The sequence below is a fragment of the Micromonospora sp. NPDC093243 genome (genome assembly GCF_044753725.1).
GTDB lineage: Bacteria > Actinomycetota > Actinomycetes > Mycobacteriales > Micromonosporaceae > Micromonospora.
In genome coordinates, this window is sequence record NZ_JBIVNT010000005.1 from 286,952 (window position 1) to 301,498 (window position 14,547).

Consider the following 14,547-nt stretch of genomic DNA (forward strand, 5'->3'; position numbering starts at 1 on the left):
CGGGTCGATGACCAGGCCGGATCAGGCACCGGAGCGGGCCGGGGCGGCGGCGGGACCGAGCGGGTCTGATTGCGTTGCGCGAGCGAGGTATTGCAGTGGGTGACGGTCCTGCGTAATCTCCCTCGGTGGGGAGGCCGGGAATGCCGTTGCCAACGAGTCCTGTCATTCGCCGTGTGCGACTCGGCGCCGAGCTGCGCCAGCTGCGCCGGCGCGAAGCGTTGACCCTGGAACAGGTCTGCGACCGGCTGGGGTGGGCCTCCACGTCCAAGCTGTCCCGCATCGAGCTGGGCCAGAGCCGTCCCGACCTGGCCGACGTGCTCGACCTGCTGGACGTCTACCAGGTACCGACGTCGACCCGGGACGCGCTCATCGTCATCGCCCGGGACGCCGCCACCAGCCGGGGCTGGTGGAAGGCGCTGGGCGAGATGGGGGAGCGGCAGCGGACCTACGCCGAGCTGGAGGCGGGCGCGGCGCGCATCGTCGAGTATCAGCCGGCCGTCGTGCCGGGGCTGCTGCAGACGCCCGCGTACGCCCGGCTGCGGGTCGCTGCCGGCGCCACGCTCGACCCGGAGGTCGATGTGGACGCGGAGGTGCGCGCCCGCGCGGTCCGGCAGGAGGTGCTGCGTCGGGCCGACCCGCCCCGGTACACCGCGGTGCTGGCCGAGGCCGTCTGCGACCCGGGGGAGACGCCGGTCGAGGTCTGGCGGGAGCAGGTGCGGCACCTGCTGGCGTTGACCGGGCTGTCGAACGTGACCGTGCGGTTGCTGCCCCGCGGGGCGGTGGCGCGCGGCGGCCTGCATCCGCTCACGCCGTACTCCTGCTATGCCTTTCCCGACCCGGCGGACCCCCGCACGGTGATGCTGGAGGCGCTCACCACCGACGTGCGGCTGGCCACCGTCGCGGACGTCGACCGGTACGACCGGCTCACCGAGGCGCTGCTGGACGCCGCGCTCTCGACGGAGGAGACGGTGACCGCGCTGGCCCGCGGCATCGGCGACTGAGCGGGCTCGCCGCCCGGCTCGCGCGGTCACCGGGCCCGGCGCCCCCGAGCCCGTCGGGACCGGTGGTCCGCGCGTGCGTCCGCACGATAGGCGACGGGTACGACAGCTGCGGTCAGGCCGGCACGTCGAGGAAGTGCTCGACCACGGGCGGGCTGGCGAAGTGCGGGCCGATCAGCTCCCGCCACCGGGTGAACCGCTCGGTGCCGCGGAAGTTCTCGTTGTGCGCCTCGACCGAGTCCCACTCGACCAGCAGCACGAACCGCGACGGGGACTCGACCCCTCGGGTCATCCGGACCGAACGGCAGCCGGGCGTGCCGGCGAGCACCGGATGCCCCTGGGCGTACGCGGCGGCGAACGCGTCCTCGTTGCCGGGCAGTACGTCGATCAGCGCGACCTCAAGCACCATGCCGGAAGCCTCCCACGGCGGCTGACCCCACCGGTGTCGCGGGGTCTGTTCTCGGGCCCGCGCCGGCCCTAGGGTGGGCGCGCGGAAAGGAGCGTGAATGATCGACTGGCTCACCGGCACGGCGTTCACCGTCGCCGGCACCGGCACCACCTGGGCGGAGCTGCTCGGCTTCGCCACCGGCGTGGTCAACGTCTGGTTGGTGGCCCGGCAGCGGATCGCGAACTGGCCGGTCGGCATCGCCAACGTTCTGCTGCTCATGCTGTTGTTCTGGACCGCCGGCCTCTACGCCGACGCCGGGCTGCAGATCGTCTACGTCGGACTGGGCCTCTACGGCTGGTGGCACTGGCTCTTCGGCGGGGAGCAACGCAGCCGGCTCACCGTGAGTCGGACCCGGCGGCGCGAATGGCTGGCGCTGGCCGTCGCCGGGGTGCTGCTCACCGCAGGCCTCTGGGCGCTGCTGGACCGGGCCACCGACTCCACGGTGCCGCTGCCGGACGCGCTGACCACGGCGCTCTCCCTGCTGGCCACGTACGGGCAGACCCGCAAGCGGGTGGAGAGCTGGTGGCTGTGGATCGCCGCCGACCTGATCTACATCCCGCTCTACGCGTACAAGGGGCTGTACCTGACCGCTGCCCTGTACCTGGTCTTCCTCGCCCTCTGCGTGCTCGGGCTGCGCACCTGGCGCGCCGACCTGCGCCGGGCCGAGCAGCCGACTCCCGTGCCGCCCGGCCCGGCCCCGGTGACCGCGTGACCAGCCAGGAGTCGGTGCGGGGGGATCAGGCCGCTGACCTGGGGACCGGCCCGGTTTCGCCGAAGTTCCGGCACGGGATGGTGGTCGGCAAGTTCTATCCGCCGCACGCCGGGCACCACGCCCTGATCGCTGCCGCGGCCGCCCGCTGCGCGGCGGTCACCGTGGTGGTGGCCCCGTCCCGCCGGGAGTCCATCCCGCTGGCGCTCCGGCTCGACTGGCTGCGCGAGGCGCACGCGGAGACGCCGTGGGTCCGCTTCGTCGGCCGGTACGACGACCACCCGGTGGACTACGCCGACCCGGCGATCTGGGACGCCCACTGCGCGGTGTTCCGCGAGGCCGTCGGTCAGACGTCGGTGGACGCCGTCTTCTCCTCCGAGGCGTACGGCGTGGAGCTGGCCCGGCGCTTCGACGCCGTACCGGTGGCGGTGGATCCGGATCGGCGGACCGTGCCGGTCTCCGGGACCGCCGTGCGCGCGGACCCGGCGGGCCACTGGCGGTGGCTGGCCCCGCCGGTGCGGGCCTGGTTCGTGAAGCGGGTGGTGGTGGTCGGCGCCGAGTCGACCGGCACCACCACCATGGCCGCCGCGCTGGCCGCCCACTACCGCACCGAATGGGTGCCGGAGTACGGCCGGGAGCTGACCGCCCGCAAGCTCGCCCGCCTGCGTGAGCGGCAGCCGGCGGCGACCGTCTTCGACGTGGTCTGGGACTCCGGCGACTTCCGGGAGGTGGTCCGGGAGCAACAGGCGGCCGAGGACGCCGCGGCCCGGGCGTGCGGCCCGTTGCTGATCTGCGACACCGACGCACGGGCCACCGCCGTCTGGGAGGAGCGCTACCTCGGCGCCGCGTCCCCGGCGGTACGCGCCGCCGCCCGGCGACCCGCGCTGTACCTGCTCACCGACGACCGGGGCGTGCCGTTCACCGATGACGGCCTGCGCGACGGGGCGCACCTGCGAGCCTGGATGACCGACCGGTTCCGGGCCGAGCTGGCCGACTGTGGGGTGCCGGTGGTGGAGCTGACCGGCCCGCACGAGGAACGGCTGGCCCGGGCGGTCGCGGCCTGCGACGCGCTGCTCGCCGCCGGTTGGCCGCTGGCCGACCCGCTGGCCCCGCCCATTGGAAACCCAGCCTCCTAGGACGCCCTTTCGGGTGTGCCACCCGACACGCCGCCGTGCTATTCCGAGCGGGGACGTGTCCGGTACCACCGGTGCCCGACGTGCGATCACCGCGGGCGGTACGCCACAATGGTGATCGAGGAGGGGAGTATTCCCTCGCGACGGAGTCGTCAGCACGGTCGACCACCCCTCAGTGGCGCGACCCGGCCCCGTCGGTCACCGCCAGCCGGTGACGGAAGAGACCTCCGACAGTCACCAGAGTGAGCGTCACCGGCACACCACCTCCTTCCAGGGCGTACGGTGTGCCGGTCGCCGCGTGTCTGCCGGAGGAATGAACGTTGGACGTGTCCGGATTGGTGTGGGCGGGAACGCTCGTCGCACTGACTGCGGTCCTGCTCGTCGACCTGCTCATCATCGGTCGGCGCCCACACGAGCCGAGCGTGCGTGAGTCGAGCCTCTGGGTCGGCTTCTACGTCGGCCTGGCCCTGCTCTTCGGCGCGGGGATCTGGCTGACCGCCGGCCCCAGCGCGGCCGGCCAGTTCTACACCGGCTGGCTGACCGAGTACAGCCTCTCGGTCGACAACCTCTTCGTCTTCGTGATCATCATGGCCCGGTTCGCGGTGCCCCGGCAGTACCAGCAGAAGGTGCTGCTCGTCGGCATCGTGCTGGCGCTGCTGATGCGCGGCGGGTTCATCGCCGCCGGCGCCGCGCTGATCTCCCAGTTCTCCTGGGTGTTCTACATCTTCGGCGCGTTCCTCATCTACACCGCGATCAACCTGGCCCGCCAGGGGGAGCCCGACGAGGACGAGTTCTCCGAGAACGTGCTGATCCGGTGGAGCCGCAAGGCGCTGCCGATCTCGAAGGCGTACGACGGGGGGCGGCTGACCACCCACGAGGGCGGTCGCCGGCTGTTCACCCCGCTGCTGATCGTGATGATCGCGATCGGCACCACCGACCTGATCTTCGCGCTGGACTCGATCCCGGCGATCTTCGGCATCACCCAGGAGCCGTACCTGGTCTTCACCGCCAACGTCTTCGCCCTGATGGGGCTGCGGCAGCTCTACTTCCTGCTCGGCGGCCTGCTCGACCGGTTGATCTACCTCAGCTACGGCCTGGCCGTGGTGCTCGGCTTCATCGGGGTGAAGCTGGTGCTGGAGGCGCTCGCCGACAACAACCTGCCGTTCATCAACGGCGGCGAGCACGTCGGCTGGGCCCCGCACATCCCGATCTGGCTCTCCCTGCTTGTCATCCTCGGCACCCTGCTGGTGGCCACGGTGGCCAGCCTGGTCAAGTCCGCTCGGGACCGCCGTCGGGAGCTGGCCGAGGCGCGCGGCTGACGACCGGGCCGTTCGCGGCCTGACAGCATCGAGGGGCGCCTCCGGATCCGGGGGCGCCCCTCGCCGCGTACGGCTCGCGTCGCGGGTGGGTCGGTCACGAGTGCGGAAACTTGGCGTTCACAACCCCGAGCCAGGCTGACTAGGCTCGGACCGTGCAAATTGGCGTGAACGTGCCCAACTTCGCCCCGGGCACCGATCCCGAGATGCTGCGGCAGTGGGCGCAGACGATCGAGGGTCTCGGCTTCGACCTGCTGATGGTCTCCGACCACATCACGGTGACCCCCGACGTGGCCGAGCAGTATCCGGCGCCGTTCTATGAGCCGTTCACCACGCTGTCCTGGCTGGCCGGGGTGACCCAGCGGGTCAGGCTGGGCACCACCGTGCTCGTCCTCCCGTACCGGCACCCGCTGCTCACCGCCCGGATGGCGGCGAACCTCAACCGGCTCAGCGGCGGCCGGTTCGTCCTCGGTGTCGGCGTCGGCTGGGCCCGCCAGGAGTTCGAGGCGCTCGGTGTGCCGTTCCAGCGACGCGGCGGGCTGACCGACGACTACCTGCGCGCCGTGCGCGACGCGTGGCGGAACACCGACGACTACGGCACGGATGCGATCCCGGTCTGGGTCGGCGGCAACAGCGACACGGGCATGCGCCGCGCCGTACGCCTCGGCGACGCCTGGCACCCGCTGCGGCCCATGCCCGGCTGGCTGGCCGAGGCAGCGGGGCGGCTGAAGACCGTCGCCGACGAACTCGCTCGCCCGGTGCCCGCGTTGACGCCGCGCATCGCACTGCGGGAGACCCGTGAGCCGATCACCGACCCGGGGCGGCTCGCCGGTGTCGGGACCATCGACCAGATCATCGGCGACATCGAGCAGATCCGCTCACTCGGCGCCGAGACGGTGTTGCTGGATCCGTTCAACGGCGACCTGACCGAGATCCGCCGGCCCGAACGCGCCTGGCGGACGCTGGCGGCCGTGGCCGCACACCACAAATCCCAGGAGGATCGATGAGCCCCGACGACGAGAGGTTTCTCCGCCGTGCCGTGGAGATCGCCGGCCAGGCCGGCGCGTCCGGCGAGCGGCCGTTCGGCTCGTTGCTCGTCGGCCCGGACGGCACAGTCCTGGTCGAGGACCACAACACCGTGGTCTCCGACTCGGACATCACCGCTCACCCGGAGTTGAAGCTGGCCCGCTGGGCTGCCCGGGAACTCACACCCGACGTGGCGGCCGGCACCACGATGTTCACCAGCTGCCAGCCCTGCCCGATGTGTGCGACAGCGATCGACCGGTCCGGCCTCGGCCGGGTGGTGTACGCGCTGTCGAGCGAACAGTTCGAGCAGGTCAAGCCGTTCACCCCGCCGCTGCCTCCGGTGCGGTACGAGGGGCCGGCGCTGTTCGACGAGGCGCGTCAGCCGATCGACGACCACTACTAGCCGACGGACCGACAGACAGGCGATGCGGCGGCGCTCAGACGCGGTGGGCGCCGACCAGGGTGGCGGTCCGGTCGGCGGGCAGCGGCTCCTCCAGCACCCGGCGTTGCCGGTAGCAGGCGTGCAGCATCCGCCGGTGGTCGCCGTCGCGGGGTTCGGCGGTGACGATGCCGATGTGGTGGATCTTCCGGCCGGGGCGGGCGAAGAAGTAGAGGTCGCCGGGGCGCTCCGCGCCCAGCGGCACCGGCGTGGTCGCCGCAGCCTGATCGTCGGCGTCGCGCGGCAGTTGTACCCCGAACCGCCGCCAGGCGAGGTGCACGAGCCCCGAGCAGTCGATCCCGTGCGCGGAGACCCCGCCCCAGACGTAGACGACGTGCAGCAGCCGTTGGGCCACGGCCAGCACCTGCTCGGCTGACGGCGGGGTCGCCGGCAGCTCCGCCAGGTGCTCCTCGGGCAGCCAGAGCGGGTCGGCGTGGCCCGGCACGTGCACCGGCCGCCAGCCGTCGCGGGCCGGCCCGGCGGCGGGCAGCCGGGTGCCGAGGATGACCCCGGGCAGGACCACCGACCCGTCGGGGGTGTCGCGCAGCCCGGTCACCACGGCGTCGACCACCAGCGGCGCGGTGTCGGACGCCGGGGGAGCGGCCGGGGCCGGGACGAGCTGGTCGGCGGGGAGCCAGCCGGGGTAGCCACGAGGGTCGAGCTTGGCGGCCGGCTGCTCGACGGCGACCACGTGCGCCCAGCCGTCCGGGCGCAACTCGGTGACGAGGACCCGCTCACCGAGCAGCAGCTGGCTCAGGACGCAGTCGCCGACCTGCTGGTCGGTGTCCATGCCGGAGATCCAGGCCGGGATGTCCGTGCGCGCGGCGAGGGCGGGACGGTCGATCGGTCGCACCGCCTCGGGGGAGGTCCAGAGCGTCGCGACCGCGACCCGGACGACGGCCTCGCGGCCCGGCTGCAGCTCCACGTCAACCCCCAGCTGGTGTGCCCTGCTCCCGCGAGCCTATGAAAGAAACCAACGATCATCAACCGCGCGTCTGCACCTTTACTTCATCTATCGAGGTCACGCCGAGCCCCGGGGCGTCCGGCAACAGCACCTTGGCGGCCTCGTACCGGACCCCGCCGCGCACCGGTGACCAGGCCAGCCACCAGGCGGCATCCAGGTCCGACACGGCGGTGGTGCCGTAGGCGGCGACCAGGCTGGCGGCCGCCCCGATCCCGATCCCGCTCTCCATCATCGAGCCGACCACAGTGCCCATGCCGTGTGCGGCGGCCAGGTCGAGCAGGGTGCGCGCGGGTTGCAGCCCACCGCACTTGGCCAGCTTGACGTTGACCATGTCGGCCGCCCGGCGGCGGATCACCTCGACCAGGTCGCGCACGCCGAACACCGCCTCGTCGGCGAGGATCGGCACATCCACCCGGTCGCTGACCCAGGCCAGACCGTCCAGGTCCCACCGGGCGACCGGCTGCTCGACGAGTTCCACGTCGAGCCGGGCGTCCTCGATCCCGCGGATCACCCGGACCGCTTCCCGGGCGGTCCAGCCCTGGTTGGCGTCGAGCCGGATCCGCACGTCCGGGCCGACCGCGGCGCGTACCGCCCGGACCCGGTCCAGGTCGCCGGCGGCGTCGGTGCCGACCTTGAGTTTCAGCACGCCGAAGCCCTCTGCGCGGCGTTTGCGGGCGGCGGCGGCGAGATCGGCCGGGTCGCCGGCGGCGAGCGTCACGTCGGTGGGCACGGCGAGCGCGGTGCCGCCGAGCAGCCGTACCAGCGGCACCCCGAGTCGTCGGGCGGCGAGGTCGTGCAGCGCGACGTCGACGGCGGCCTTCGCCGCCTCGTTGCCGACCACCGCCCGCTGCACCTCGGCGCAGCGGGCCACCAGCTCGTCCGGGTCGCGGCCGGTGAGCATCGGCCCGAGCAGCTCCCGGACGCAGGCCTCGGAGCCGCCGATCGACGCCCCGGTTACCTGCCACACCTGTGGCGCCTCGCCGAATCCGGACCGGCCGTCGCTGTCGATCACCTCGACGACCAGGGTGTCGACCGTGGTGGTGCGGCGCAGCGCGGTGACGAACGGCGTGTGCAGGGGGGCGGAGAGCCGGTGGGTGCGCACCGCGGCGATCGTCATGTGCGGCACCCTATACGCAGACGGACGGGCGAAGGGGCGGGCACATGAGCGAGCGCAGCGAGCGAACCATCGGGCGCAGTGCGGTTGATCCTCATGGCATCGCCGACCGAAGGGCGGCGGCGGCATGAGCGAGCGGAGCGAGCGGGACTGGGAGCTGGTGGGCGCGCCGAACGCGCGTGACCTGGGCGGGTTGGTCGGGGCGGACGGCCGGCGGGTGCGGCCGGGGCGGCTGATCCGCACGCCCGCGCTCGGTCGGCTGACCGACGAGGATCTGCCGGTGTTCGGCAAGCTCGCCCCGGCCTGTGTGGTCGACCTGCGCGCCGACTCGGAGATCGAGGTCGCCCCGGCGGACCGGCTGGTCGGTGAGCCCCGCCCGGTCCACCTGCCGGTGCACGACCCGGAGCATCCGGTCTTCACCTACGTCTCGGCGGTGCTGCTCGGCCACGACCTGGGGGCGTACGCGGAGCTGGCGCGGCAGGGCACCCCGGGGGCGATGGCGGCGATCTACCGGTGGTTCGTCACCGGGGCGTCGGCCCGGGAGGGCTTCGCCGAGGCGGTACGGCTGGCGGCCCGGCCGGAGAACCTGCCGCTGGTGTACCACTGCTCGGCGGGCAAGGACCGCACCGGTTGGCTCACCGTGATCCTGTTGACCGCGCTCGGGGTGGACGAGGCGACGATCCGGGCCGAGTACCTGCGCAACAACGCGCTGACCGAGAGCCTGCGCGCGGTGATCGTCGAGTCGATGCGCCGGCGGCAGCCGGAGCTGGACGTCGAGGCGGTGCTGCCGGTGCTGGAGGTGCGCCCCGAGTACCTGGACGCGGCCTACAGCGAGGTGCGCCGGGTGCACGGCTCGTTCGAGGCGTACCTGCGCGACGGGCTCGGGTTGGACGACGAGGTCATCGAGGCGCTGCGGGCGCAGCTGCTGGAGTGACCGGCGCCGGCGGCGCGGCACCGGCGTGGCGCGCCCAGCCGGCGACGATCAGCGCCTGCCCGGCCGCGTAGCTCGCCATCACCAGCACGGGCGCGCCGGGCGGGTCGAGGACGCCGGCCACCCCGGTGGCGATGAGCAGGTCCGAGCCGAGGAAGAGCGCCCCGCCGAGGCCGACCCGCCAGCCGTGGGCGGCGGCGGTGCTGGCCATGGTGGCCAGCGCGATCGCGTAACCGGCCACCGGCCCGGCGAGCCCGGCGTCGGTCAGTCCCGGCCACATCCAGACCAGTGCGGCGACGGTCAGCACGGCGTACCCGATCGGGACGGCGAGCAGCGGCGGGCGGCGCAGCGCGGCGGCGGCGCCGTGGCGGGTGAAGGCCGCGACGTAGCAGAGGTGCGCGCCGAGGAAGAGCGCCATCCCGGTGACGAACCAGCCGGTGCCGGTGCCGAGCAGGGCCACGTCGCCCCCGGTGGAGCAGGCGAGGGCGGCGAGGACGAGCCGGGTCGGGCGGTGCCCGCGTTCGGCGGCGGCACGCCAGAGGTAGCCGGCGAGCAGCGGCATCAGCAGGGGTTTGGTGACCAGCTCGGCGAGGCCGCCACCGGTGGCGTTGGCGGTCAGGTTGGCGGCGGTCACCGCGACGAAGGCGGCCAGGAGGAGGCGGCTGCGGGGCATCGGCGGCTCCGGGTTGCGGGGGTACGCGCAGCCTAGCCGTGCCGTGGCTCGGTGGTCGGCCCGCGCGGGGCGGGTTCCGGTGCGCCGCGGGTCAGGGCAGTCCGTAGCTGTCGGCGAGTGCGTCGATCTCGGCGGCGAGCAGCGTGCCGGGGTCGAAGCCCATCCCGTTGAGGAGGCCGACGGTGGCCAGCCCGACCACGCCGTGCAGGCGGGCCCAGGCGGTCACCGCGCCGGTCAGCGCGTCGCCGGGGTCCGCGGCCGGGGCGAACGCGCCCACCCAGGTGGCGACGGCGGGGGTGGTCTCCGCCCACCGGGCGAGCTGCGCCCGCAGGGCTGCGGCGCCGGGGCCGGGTCGTCCCTCGGCGAGGACGGTGAGGAACGGGCCGAGCACCGCGCGGGCCCGGTCGACGGTCTCCGGCGGTGCCTGGTAGGTGGGGCTGGGTGGGCCGGTGAGCAGCAGGTAGCTCTGCGGGTGGGCGAGGGCCCAGTCCCGGTAGGCGGCGGCGAGGGCGTGCAGTCGGGCCCGGGCCGGGGCGTCGCCGGCCGCTTCGGCGGCGGCGGCCACCACGGTCGCCACGTCGCCGTACGCGTCGAGGATCAGCTCGGTGAGCAGTTCGTCGCGGCTGCCGAAGTACTTGTAGAGCGCCGGGCCGGAAACGCCGAGGCGCTTGGCGATGCCGGTGAGCGCCACCGCCCCGGCGCCGCCGGTGGCGATCTGTTCCAGCGCGGCGTGCTTGATCTCGGCGCGCACCTGGGCGCGGTAGCGCTCGCGCGGTCCGCCGGCACCGTTCGGCACGGCTCACCTCCCTGCTCGCTGCCGCGGAACGGGCGGCACTCGAAGGCACAGCCTAACCGTGGTTATAGTTTGTAACCAACGCGAGGCCGTCTAACCAAGGAGTGGGTCATGAACCAGGAGCTGCACGTCGTCCTCGGGACCGGACCGGCCGGCACCACGCTCGCCGAGCACCTGCTCGGCCTCGGCCACCGGGTCCGCACGGTGAGCCGGGGCGGCGAGCCGGCCGCGCCCGGCGCCGAGGGGGTCGCCGCCGACCTGACCGACCCCGCCCAGGCCACGGCGGCGCTCGCCGGCGCGGCGGTGGCCTACCACTGCGCCAACGTGGCCTACGAGCGGCAGATCGAGGTGATGCCGCGGATGCAGACGGCGGTGCTGGCCGGCGCCGCGGCGGCCGGGGCGCGGCTCGTCGTGCTGGACACGCTCTACCCGTACGGGCCGACCGGCGGCGCGGTGATGACCGAGCAGACGCCGTGGCGGGCAGTCAGCCGCAAGGGACGGATGCGCGCCGAATTGGACGAGGCTTACCTCGCCGCGCACCGGGACGGGCGGCTGCCGGTCGTGCTGGGCCGCTCGGCGGACTTCTTCGGCCCGCGGGTGTTCAACTCGAGCCTCGGTGGCACGGTCTTCCCCGCCGCGCTCGCCGGCGGCCCGGTGCTCGCCCTGGGCGACATCGACCTGCCGCACAGCTACAGCTACCTGCCCGACGTGGCCGCCGGCCTGGCCCGCCTCGGCGCCGACGCGGCGGCGGCCGGTCAGGTGTGGCACCTGCCCACCGCCCCGGCCCGCAGCACCCGGGAGGTGCACCAGCTCGTCGAGCGGGCGGTCGGGCGTCCGTTCACCGTGCAGGTGCTCGACGCGCCGCAGCCGTGGGGGCCGTTCGACGCGGCGTTCATGAGCGAGTACGCGGAGCTGTTCTACCAGTACGAGGAGGCGCAGGTGATGGACTCGACGGCTTTCGAGGCGCGGTTCGAGCTGCGTCCGACGCCGCTGGCCGACGCGGTGACGACCACCGTCGACTGGTTCCGCGCGGCGCTCGCCGACCAGGCCTGAACCATCCACTCCGCCCGGTCGCCGGGCACCGCGTCACAGCTCGTGTCGGGCGGCCCAGACCCGGGCCGAGACGTCGGCGATCAGTTGGCAGGCGTCGTCGCCGGTCCCGTCGCCGCTCGCCCCGCCGTCGGCGAGGTCGGTGGTGGTGCAGACGACCACCGCGTACGGGGGCGCGTCGTCGGGGAAGACCACTCCGGCGCCGTGCCGGACCCCGCGTACCCAGCCGTTCTTGTGCGCGATCCGGGTGCCCGGCGGCAGCCCGGCGGCCAGATCCTCGCGATGCTCCTGGGCGAAGAGCACGTCCAGCATGGCGGCGCAGCCGGCCGGCGAGGCGAGCGGGCCGGTGCCGCCGGCGCCCGCGGCCAGCGCGCCGAGCAGGGCGGCCAGGTCGGCGGCGGTGACCAGGTTGGTGACGCCCGCGTCGCGGGCGGCGAAGTCCTCGATGCCCCGGCCGGTGACGCTGTGCCGGGCCCCGGTGAGCGCCCAGACCTCGGCCACCGCCGGTAGGCCGACGTGGCCGATGACCAGGTTGGTGGCGAGGTTGCTGGAGCGGACGATCATCCGGTGGGCCAGCCAGCGCAGCGGCGCGCTGTCGCCTACCCGGGCCCAGACCTCGTCGTCGTTGTCGTAGTCCTGGGCGCAGGAGAAGCGCGGCGCCCCCGGCAGCGCCGAGTCGAACGCGTTGACCACCGGCACCGGGGCGTCCGGGTCCAGTCTGCCGGCCTCGGCGGCCCGGTGCAGCGCGGCGAGCACCGCCACCTTCATGGTGCTGGCCGCGTAGTGGGTGGCGTCCGGTTGGCGGGTCCAGACCGGCCCGGCGTCGAGGCGGCCGACGTACGCGGACACGGTGCCGGGCACCTGGTCCAGGTGGGTGTCGAGATCAGCCCAGGTCATGCGGGTGACCGTAGCTGATCATCTGCCGGCGCAGGGCAGCGGTCCGGCGCGCCGGGACCTACGTCCGGAGCCCGGACCGCCGGGGGCGGTCCGGGCTCCGGACGGGTTCGGCTGCGGTGGTCAGCCGGCGTGCTTGCGGCGGGCGGCTGCCCGACCGCGCAGCGCCTGGTCGAGCACCACCTTGCGGATGCGCACGGCGCTCGGGGTGACCTCCACGCACTCGTCCTCGCGGCAGAACTCCAGCGCCTGCTCCAGCGAGAGCTTGCGCGGCGGGATCAGCTTCTCGGTCTCGTCGGAGGTCGAGGCCCGCATGTTGGTGAGCTTCTTCTCCTTGGTGATGTTGACGTCCATGTCGTCGGAGCGGGAGTTCTCCCCGACGATCATGCCCTCGTACACCTCGGTGGTCGGCTCGACGAAGAGCTGGCCGCGCTCCTGCAGGTTGATCATCGCGAACGAGGTGACCGCACCGGCCCGGTCGGCCACCAGCGAACCGTTCTGCCGGGTCCGCAGCTCGCCGAACCACGGCTCGTACGACTCGAAGACGTGGTGCAGGATGCCGGTGCCCCGGGTGTCGGTGAGGAACTCGGTGCGGAAGCCGATCAGGCCGCGCGCCGGCACCAGCCACTCCATCCGGATCCAGCCGGTGCCGTGGTTGACCAGCTGCTCCATCCGGCCCTTGCGGGTGGCCAGCAGCTGCGTGATCGCGCCCAGGTACTCCTCCGGGGCGTCGATGGTCAGCCGCTCCACCGGCTCGCAGGTCTTGCCGTCGATCTCCCGGGTGACCACCTGCGGCTTGCCGACGGTCAGCTCGTAGGACTCGCGGCGCATCTGCTCGACCAGGATGGCCAGCGCCAGCTCGCCGCGGCCCTGCACCTCCCAGGCGTCCGGCCGCTCGGTCGGCAGCACCCGCAGCGAGACGTTGCCGACCAGCTCCTTGTCGAGCCGGTCCTTCACCATCCGCGCGGTGACCTTGGCGCCCTTGACCCGGCCGACCAGCGGCGAGGTGTTGGTGCCGATGGTCATCGAGATGGCCGGCTCGTCGACCGTGATCAGCGGCAGCGCGATCGGGTTCTCCGCGTCCGCGAGGGTCTCGCCGATCATGATCTCCGGGATGCCGGCGACCGCGATGATGTCGCCCGGGCCGGCCGACTCGGCCGGCTTGCGCTCCAGGCCCTCGGTCATCAGCAGCTCGGAGATGCGTACCCGCTGGCTGCTGCCGTCGGTGCGGCACCAGGTGACGGTCTGGCCCTTGCTGATGGTGCCCTGACGGACCCGGCACAACGCCAGCCGGCCCAGGAACGGCGAGGCGTCGAGGTTGGTGACGTGCGCCTGCAGCGGCGCGTCCTCCTCGTAGGCGGGGGCCGGGATGGTGTCCAGCAGGGTGCGGAAGAGCGGCTCCAGCGAGGTGCTGTCGTCCGGCACCGAGCCGTCGGCCGGCTGGGTCAGCGAGGCGATGCCGTCGCGGGCGCAGGCGTAGACGATCGGGAAGTCGATCTGCTCCTCGTCGGCGTCCAGGTCGAGGAAGAGCTCGTAGGTGTCGTCCACGACCTCCTTGATCCGGGCGTCCGGGCGGTCCACCTTGTTGATCACGAGGATGATCGGCATGCGCGCCTTGAGCGCCTTGCGCAGCACGAAGCGGGTCTGCGGCAGCGGGCCCTCGCTGGCGTCGACCAGCAGCACGACGCCGTCGACCATGGTCAGGCCGCGCTCGACCTCACCACCGAAGTCGGCGTGGCCGGGGGTGTCGATGATGTTGATGGTGACCGGGTCGGAGCCATCCGCCGGCAGGTATCGCACGCCAGTGTTCTTGGCGAGGATGGTGATGCCCTTTTCCCGTTCGAGGTCCATCGAGTCCATGACCCGCTCGGTTACCTCGCCGCGGGCGCCGTAGGCGCCGGCCTGCCGCAACATGGCGTCGACCAAGGTCGTCTTGCCGTGGTCGACGTGGGCGATGATGGCGACGTTGCGGAGGTCGGTGCGAAGCTGCATACCCTCCATACTCCCCTGTCTGCGATTGCCGGTACCGACTCGGGGTCATCCCCCGGTTGGCCCGGAT

Annotated in this window: 15 protein-coding genes; 8 read left to right on the top strand and 7 right to left on the bottom strand. The window is 73.3% G+C overall.

Features of this window, described 5'->3' with window-relative positions:
- Positions 1 to 140: 140 nt before the first annotated feature.
- Positions 141 to 1,001: a helix-turn-helix transcriptional regulator gene (locus ACIP9D_RS18895; protein WP_350872605.1), complete on the top strand. Its 861-nt coding sequence runs from the start codon at positions 141 to 143 to the stop codon at positions 999 to 1,001.
- A 112-nt stretch (positions 1,002 to 1,113) separates the two neighbouring features.
- On the opposite strand, the gene ACIP9D_RS18900 is transcribed toward ACIP9D_RS18895, so the two are convergent.
- Positions 1,114 to 1,407, bottom strand: coding sequence for an antibiotic biosynthesis monooxygenase family protein (locus ACIP9D_RS18900; protein ID WP_350872607.1), 294 nt, complete (start codon positions 1,405 to 1,407; stop codon positions 1,114 to 1,116).
- Between the two features lie 97 nt (positions 1,408 to 1,504).
- On the opposite strand from ACIP9D_RS18900, the gene pnuC reads away from it, so the two are divergent.
- From pnuC to ACIP9D_RS18925, 5 genes are all read left to right on the top strand, one after another.
- Entirely contained in the window at positions 1,505 to 2,158 is a 654-nt protein-coding gene (gene pnuC / locus ACIP9D_RS18905) for a nicotinamide riboside transporter PnuC (protein ID WP_350872608.1), read from the top strand.
- Entirely contained in the window at positions 2,155 to 3,291 is a 1,137-nt protein-coding gene (locus ACIP9D_RS18910; protein WP_350872610.1) for an AAA family ATPase, read from the top strand. Before pnuC ends, ACIP9D_RS18910 begins: the two co-directional genes overlap by 4 nt.
- Before the next feature lie 317 nt (positions 3,292 to 3,608).
- Positions 3,609 to 4,607, top strand: a complete 999-nt coding sequence (locus ACIP9D_RS18915; RefSeq protein ID WP_350872612.1) for a TerC family protein — start codon at positions 3,609 to 3,611, stop codon at positions 4,605 to 4,607.
- 152 nt (positions 4,608 to 4,759) lie between these two features.
- A complete protein-coding gene (locus tag ACIP9D_RS18920; protein ID WP_350872614.1) occupies positions 4,760 to 5,611 on the top strand; it encodes an LLM class flavin-dependent oxidoreductase in 852 nt (283 codons plus the stop codon).
- Positions 5,608 to 6,033 carry a nucleoside deaminase gene (locus ACIP9D_RS18925; protein ID WP_350872615.1) on the top strand — a complete coding sequence of 142 codons (426 nt, stop codon included), beginning with the start codon at positions 5,608 to 5,610 and terminating at the stop codon, positions 6,031 to 6,033. Before ACIP9D_RS18920 ends, ACIP9D_RS18925 begins: the two co-directional genes overlap by 4 nt.
- 34 nt (positions 6,034 to 6,067) lie before the next feature.
- On the opposite strand, the gene ACIP9D_RS18930 is transcribed toward ACIP9D_RS18925, so the two are convergent.
- The gene (locus tag ACIP9D_RS18930; protein ID WP_350872617.1) at positions 6,068 to 6,994 is read right to left on the bottom strand and encodes a C40 family peptidase; all 927 of its coding nucleotides are present in this window, start codon (positions 6,992 to 6,994) and stop codon (positions 6,068 to 6,070) included.
- A gap of 58 nt (positions 6,995 to 7,052) precedes the next feature.
- Positions 7,053 to 8,150 carry a dipeptide epimerase gene (locus ACIP9D_RS18935; protein ID WP_350872619.1) on the bottom strand — a complete coding sequence of 366 codons (1,098 nt, stop codon included), beginning with the start codon at positions 8,148 to 8,150 and terminating at the stop codon, positions 7,053 to 7,055.
- A 124-nt stretch (positions 8,151 to 8,274) separates the two neighbouring features.
- Here ACIP9D_RS18935 and ACIP9D_RS18940 point away from each other — a divergent pair, with 124 nt between their 5' ends.
- The gene (locus ACIP9D_RS18940; protein WP_350872621.1) at positions 8,275 to 9,081 is read left to right on the top strand and encodes a tyrosine-protein phosphatase; all 807 of its coding nucleotides are present in this window, start codon (positions 8,275 to 8,277) and stop codon (positions 9,079 to 9,081) included.
- Here ACIP9D_RS18940 and ACIP9D_RS18945 read toward each other — a convergent pair.
- Entirely contained in the window at positions 9,047 to 9,751 is a 705-nt protein-coding gene (locus tag ACIP9D_RS18945) for a lysoplasmalogenase (RefSeq protein ID WP_350872623.1), read from the bottom strand. The genes ACIP9D_RS18940 and ACIP9D_RS18945 overlap by 35 nt on opposite strands.
- Before the next feature lie 91 nt (positions 9,752 to 9,842).
- Positions 9,843 to 10,547: a TetR/AcrR family transcriptional regulator gene (locus ACIP9D_RS18950; protein ID WP_350872625.1), complete on the bottom strand. Its 705-nt coding sequence runs from the start codon at positions 10,545 to 10,547 to the stop codon at positions 9,843 to 9,845.
- A gap of 108 nt (positions 10,548 to 10,655) precedes the next feature.
- Here ACIP9D_RS18950 and ACIP9D_RS18955 point away from each other — a divergent pair, with 108 nt between their 5' ends.
- Positions 10,656 to 11,597, top strand: coding sequence for an NAD-dependent epimerase/dehydratase family protein (locus ACIP9D_RS18955; RefSeq protein ID WP_350872627.1), 942 nt, complete (start codon positions 10,656 to 10,658; stop codon positions 11,595 to 11,597).
- A gap of 33 nt (positions 11,598 to 11,630) precedes the next feature.
- On the opposite strand, the gene ACIP9D_RS18960 is transcribed toward ACIP9D_RS18955, so the two are convergent.
- On the bottom strand, positions 11,631 to 12,491 hold the full coding sequence (locus ACIP9D_RS18960) for a serine hydrolase (RefSeq protein ID WP_350872629.1): 861 nt from the start codon (positions 12,489 to 12,491) through the stop codon (positions 11,631 to 11,633).
- 120 nt (positions 12,492 to 12,611) lie between these two features.
- Positions 12,612 to 14,480 carry a translational GTPase TypA gene (typA, locus tag ACIP9D_RS18965; protein ID WP_350872630.1) on the bottom strand — a complete coding sequence of 623 codons (1,869 nt, stop codon included), beginning with the start codon at positions 14,478 to 14,480 and terminating at the stop codon, positions 12,612 to 12,614.
- Positions 14,481 to 14,547: the final 67 nt, after the last annotated feature.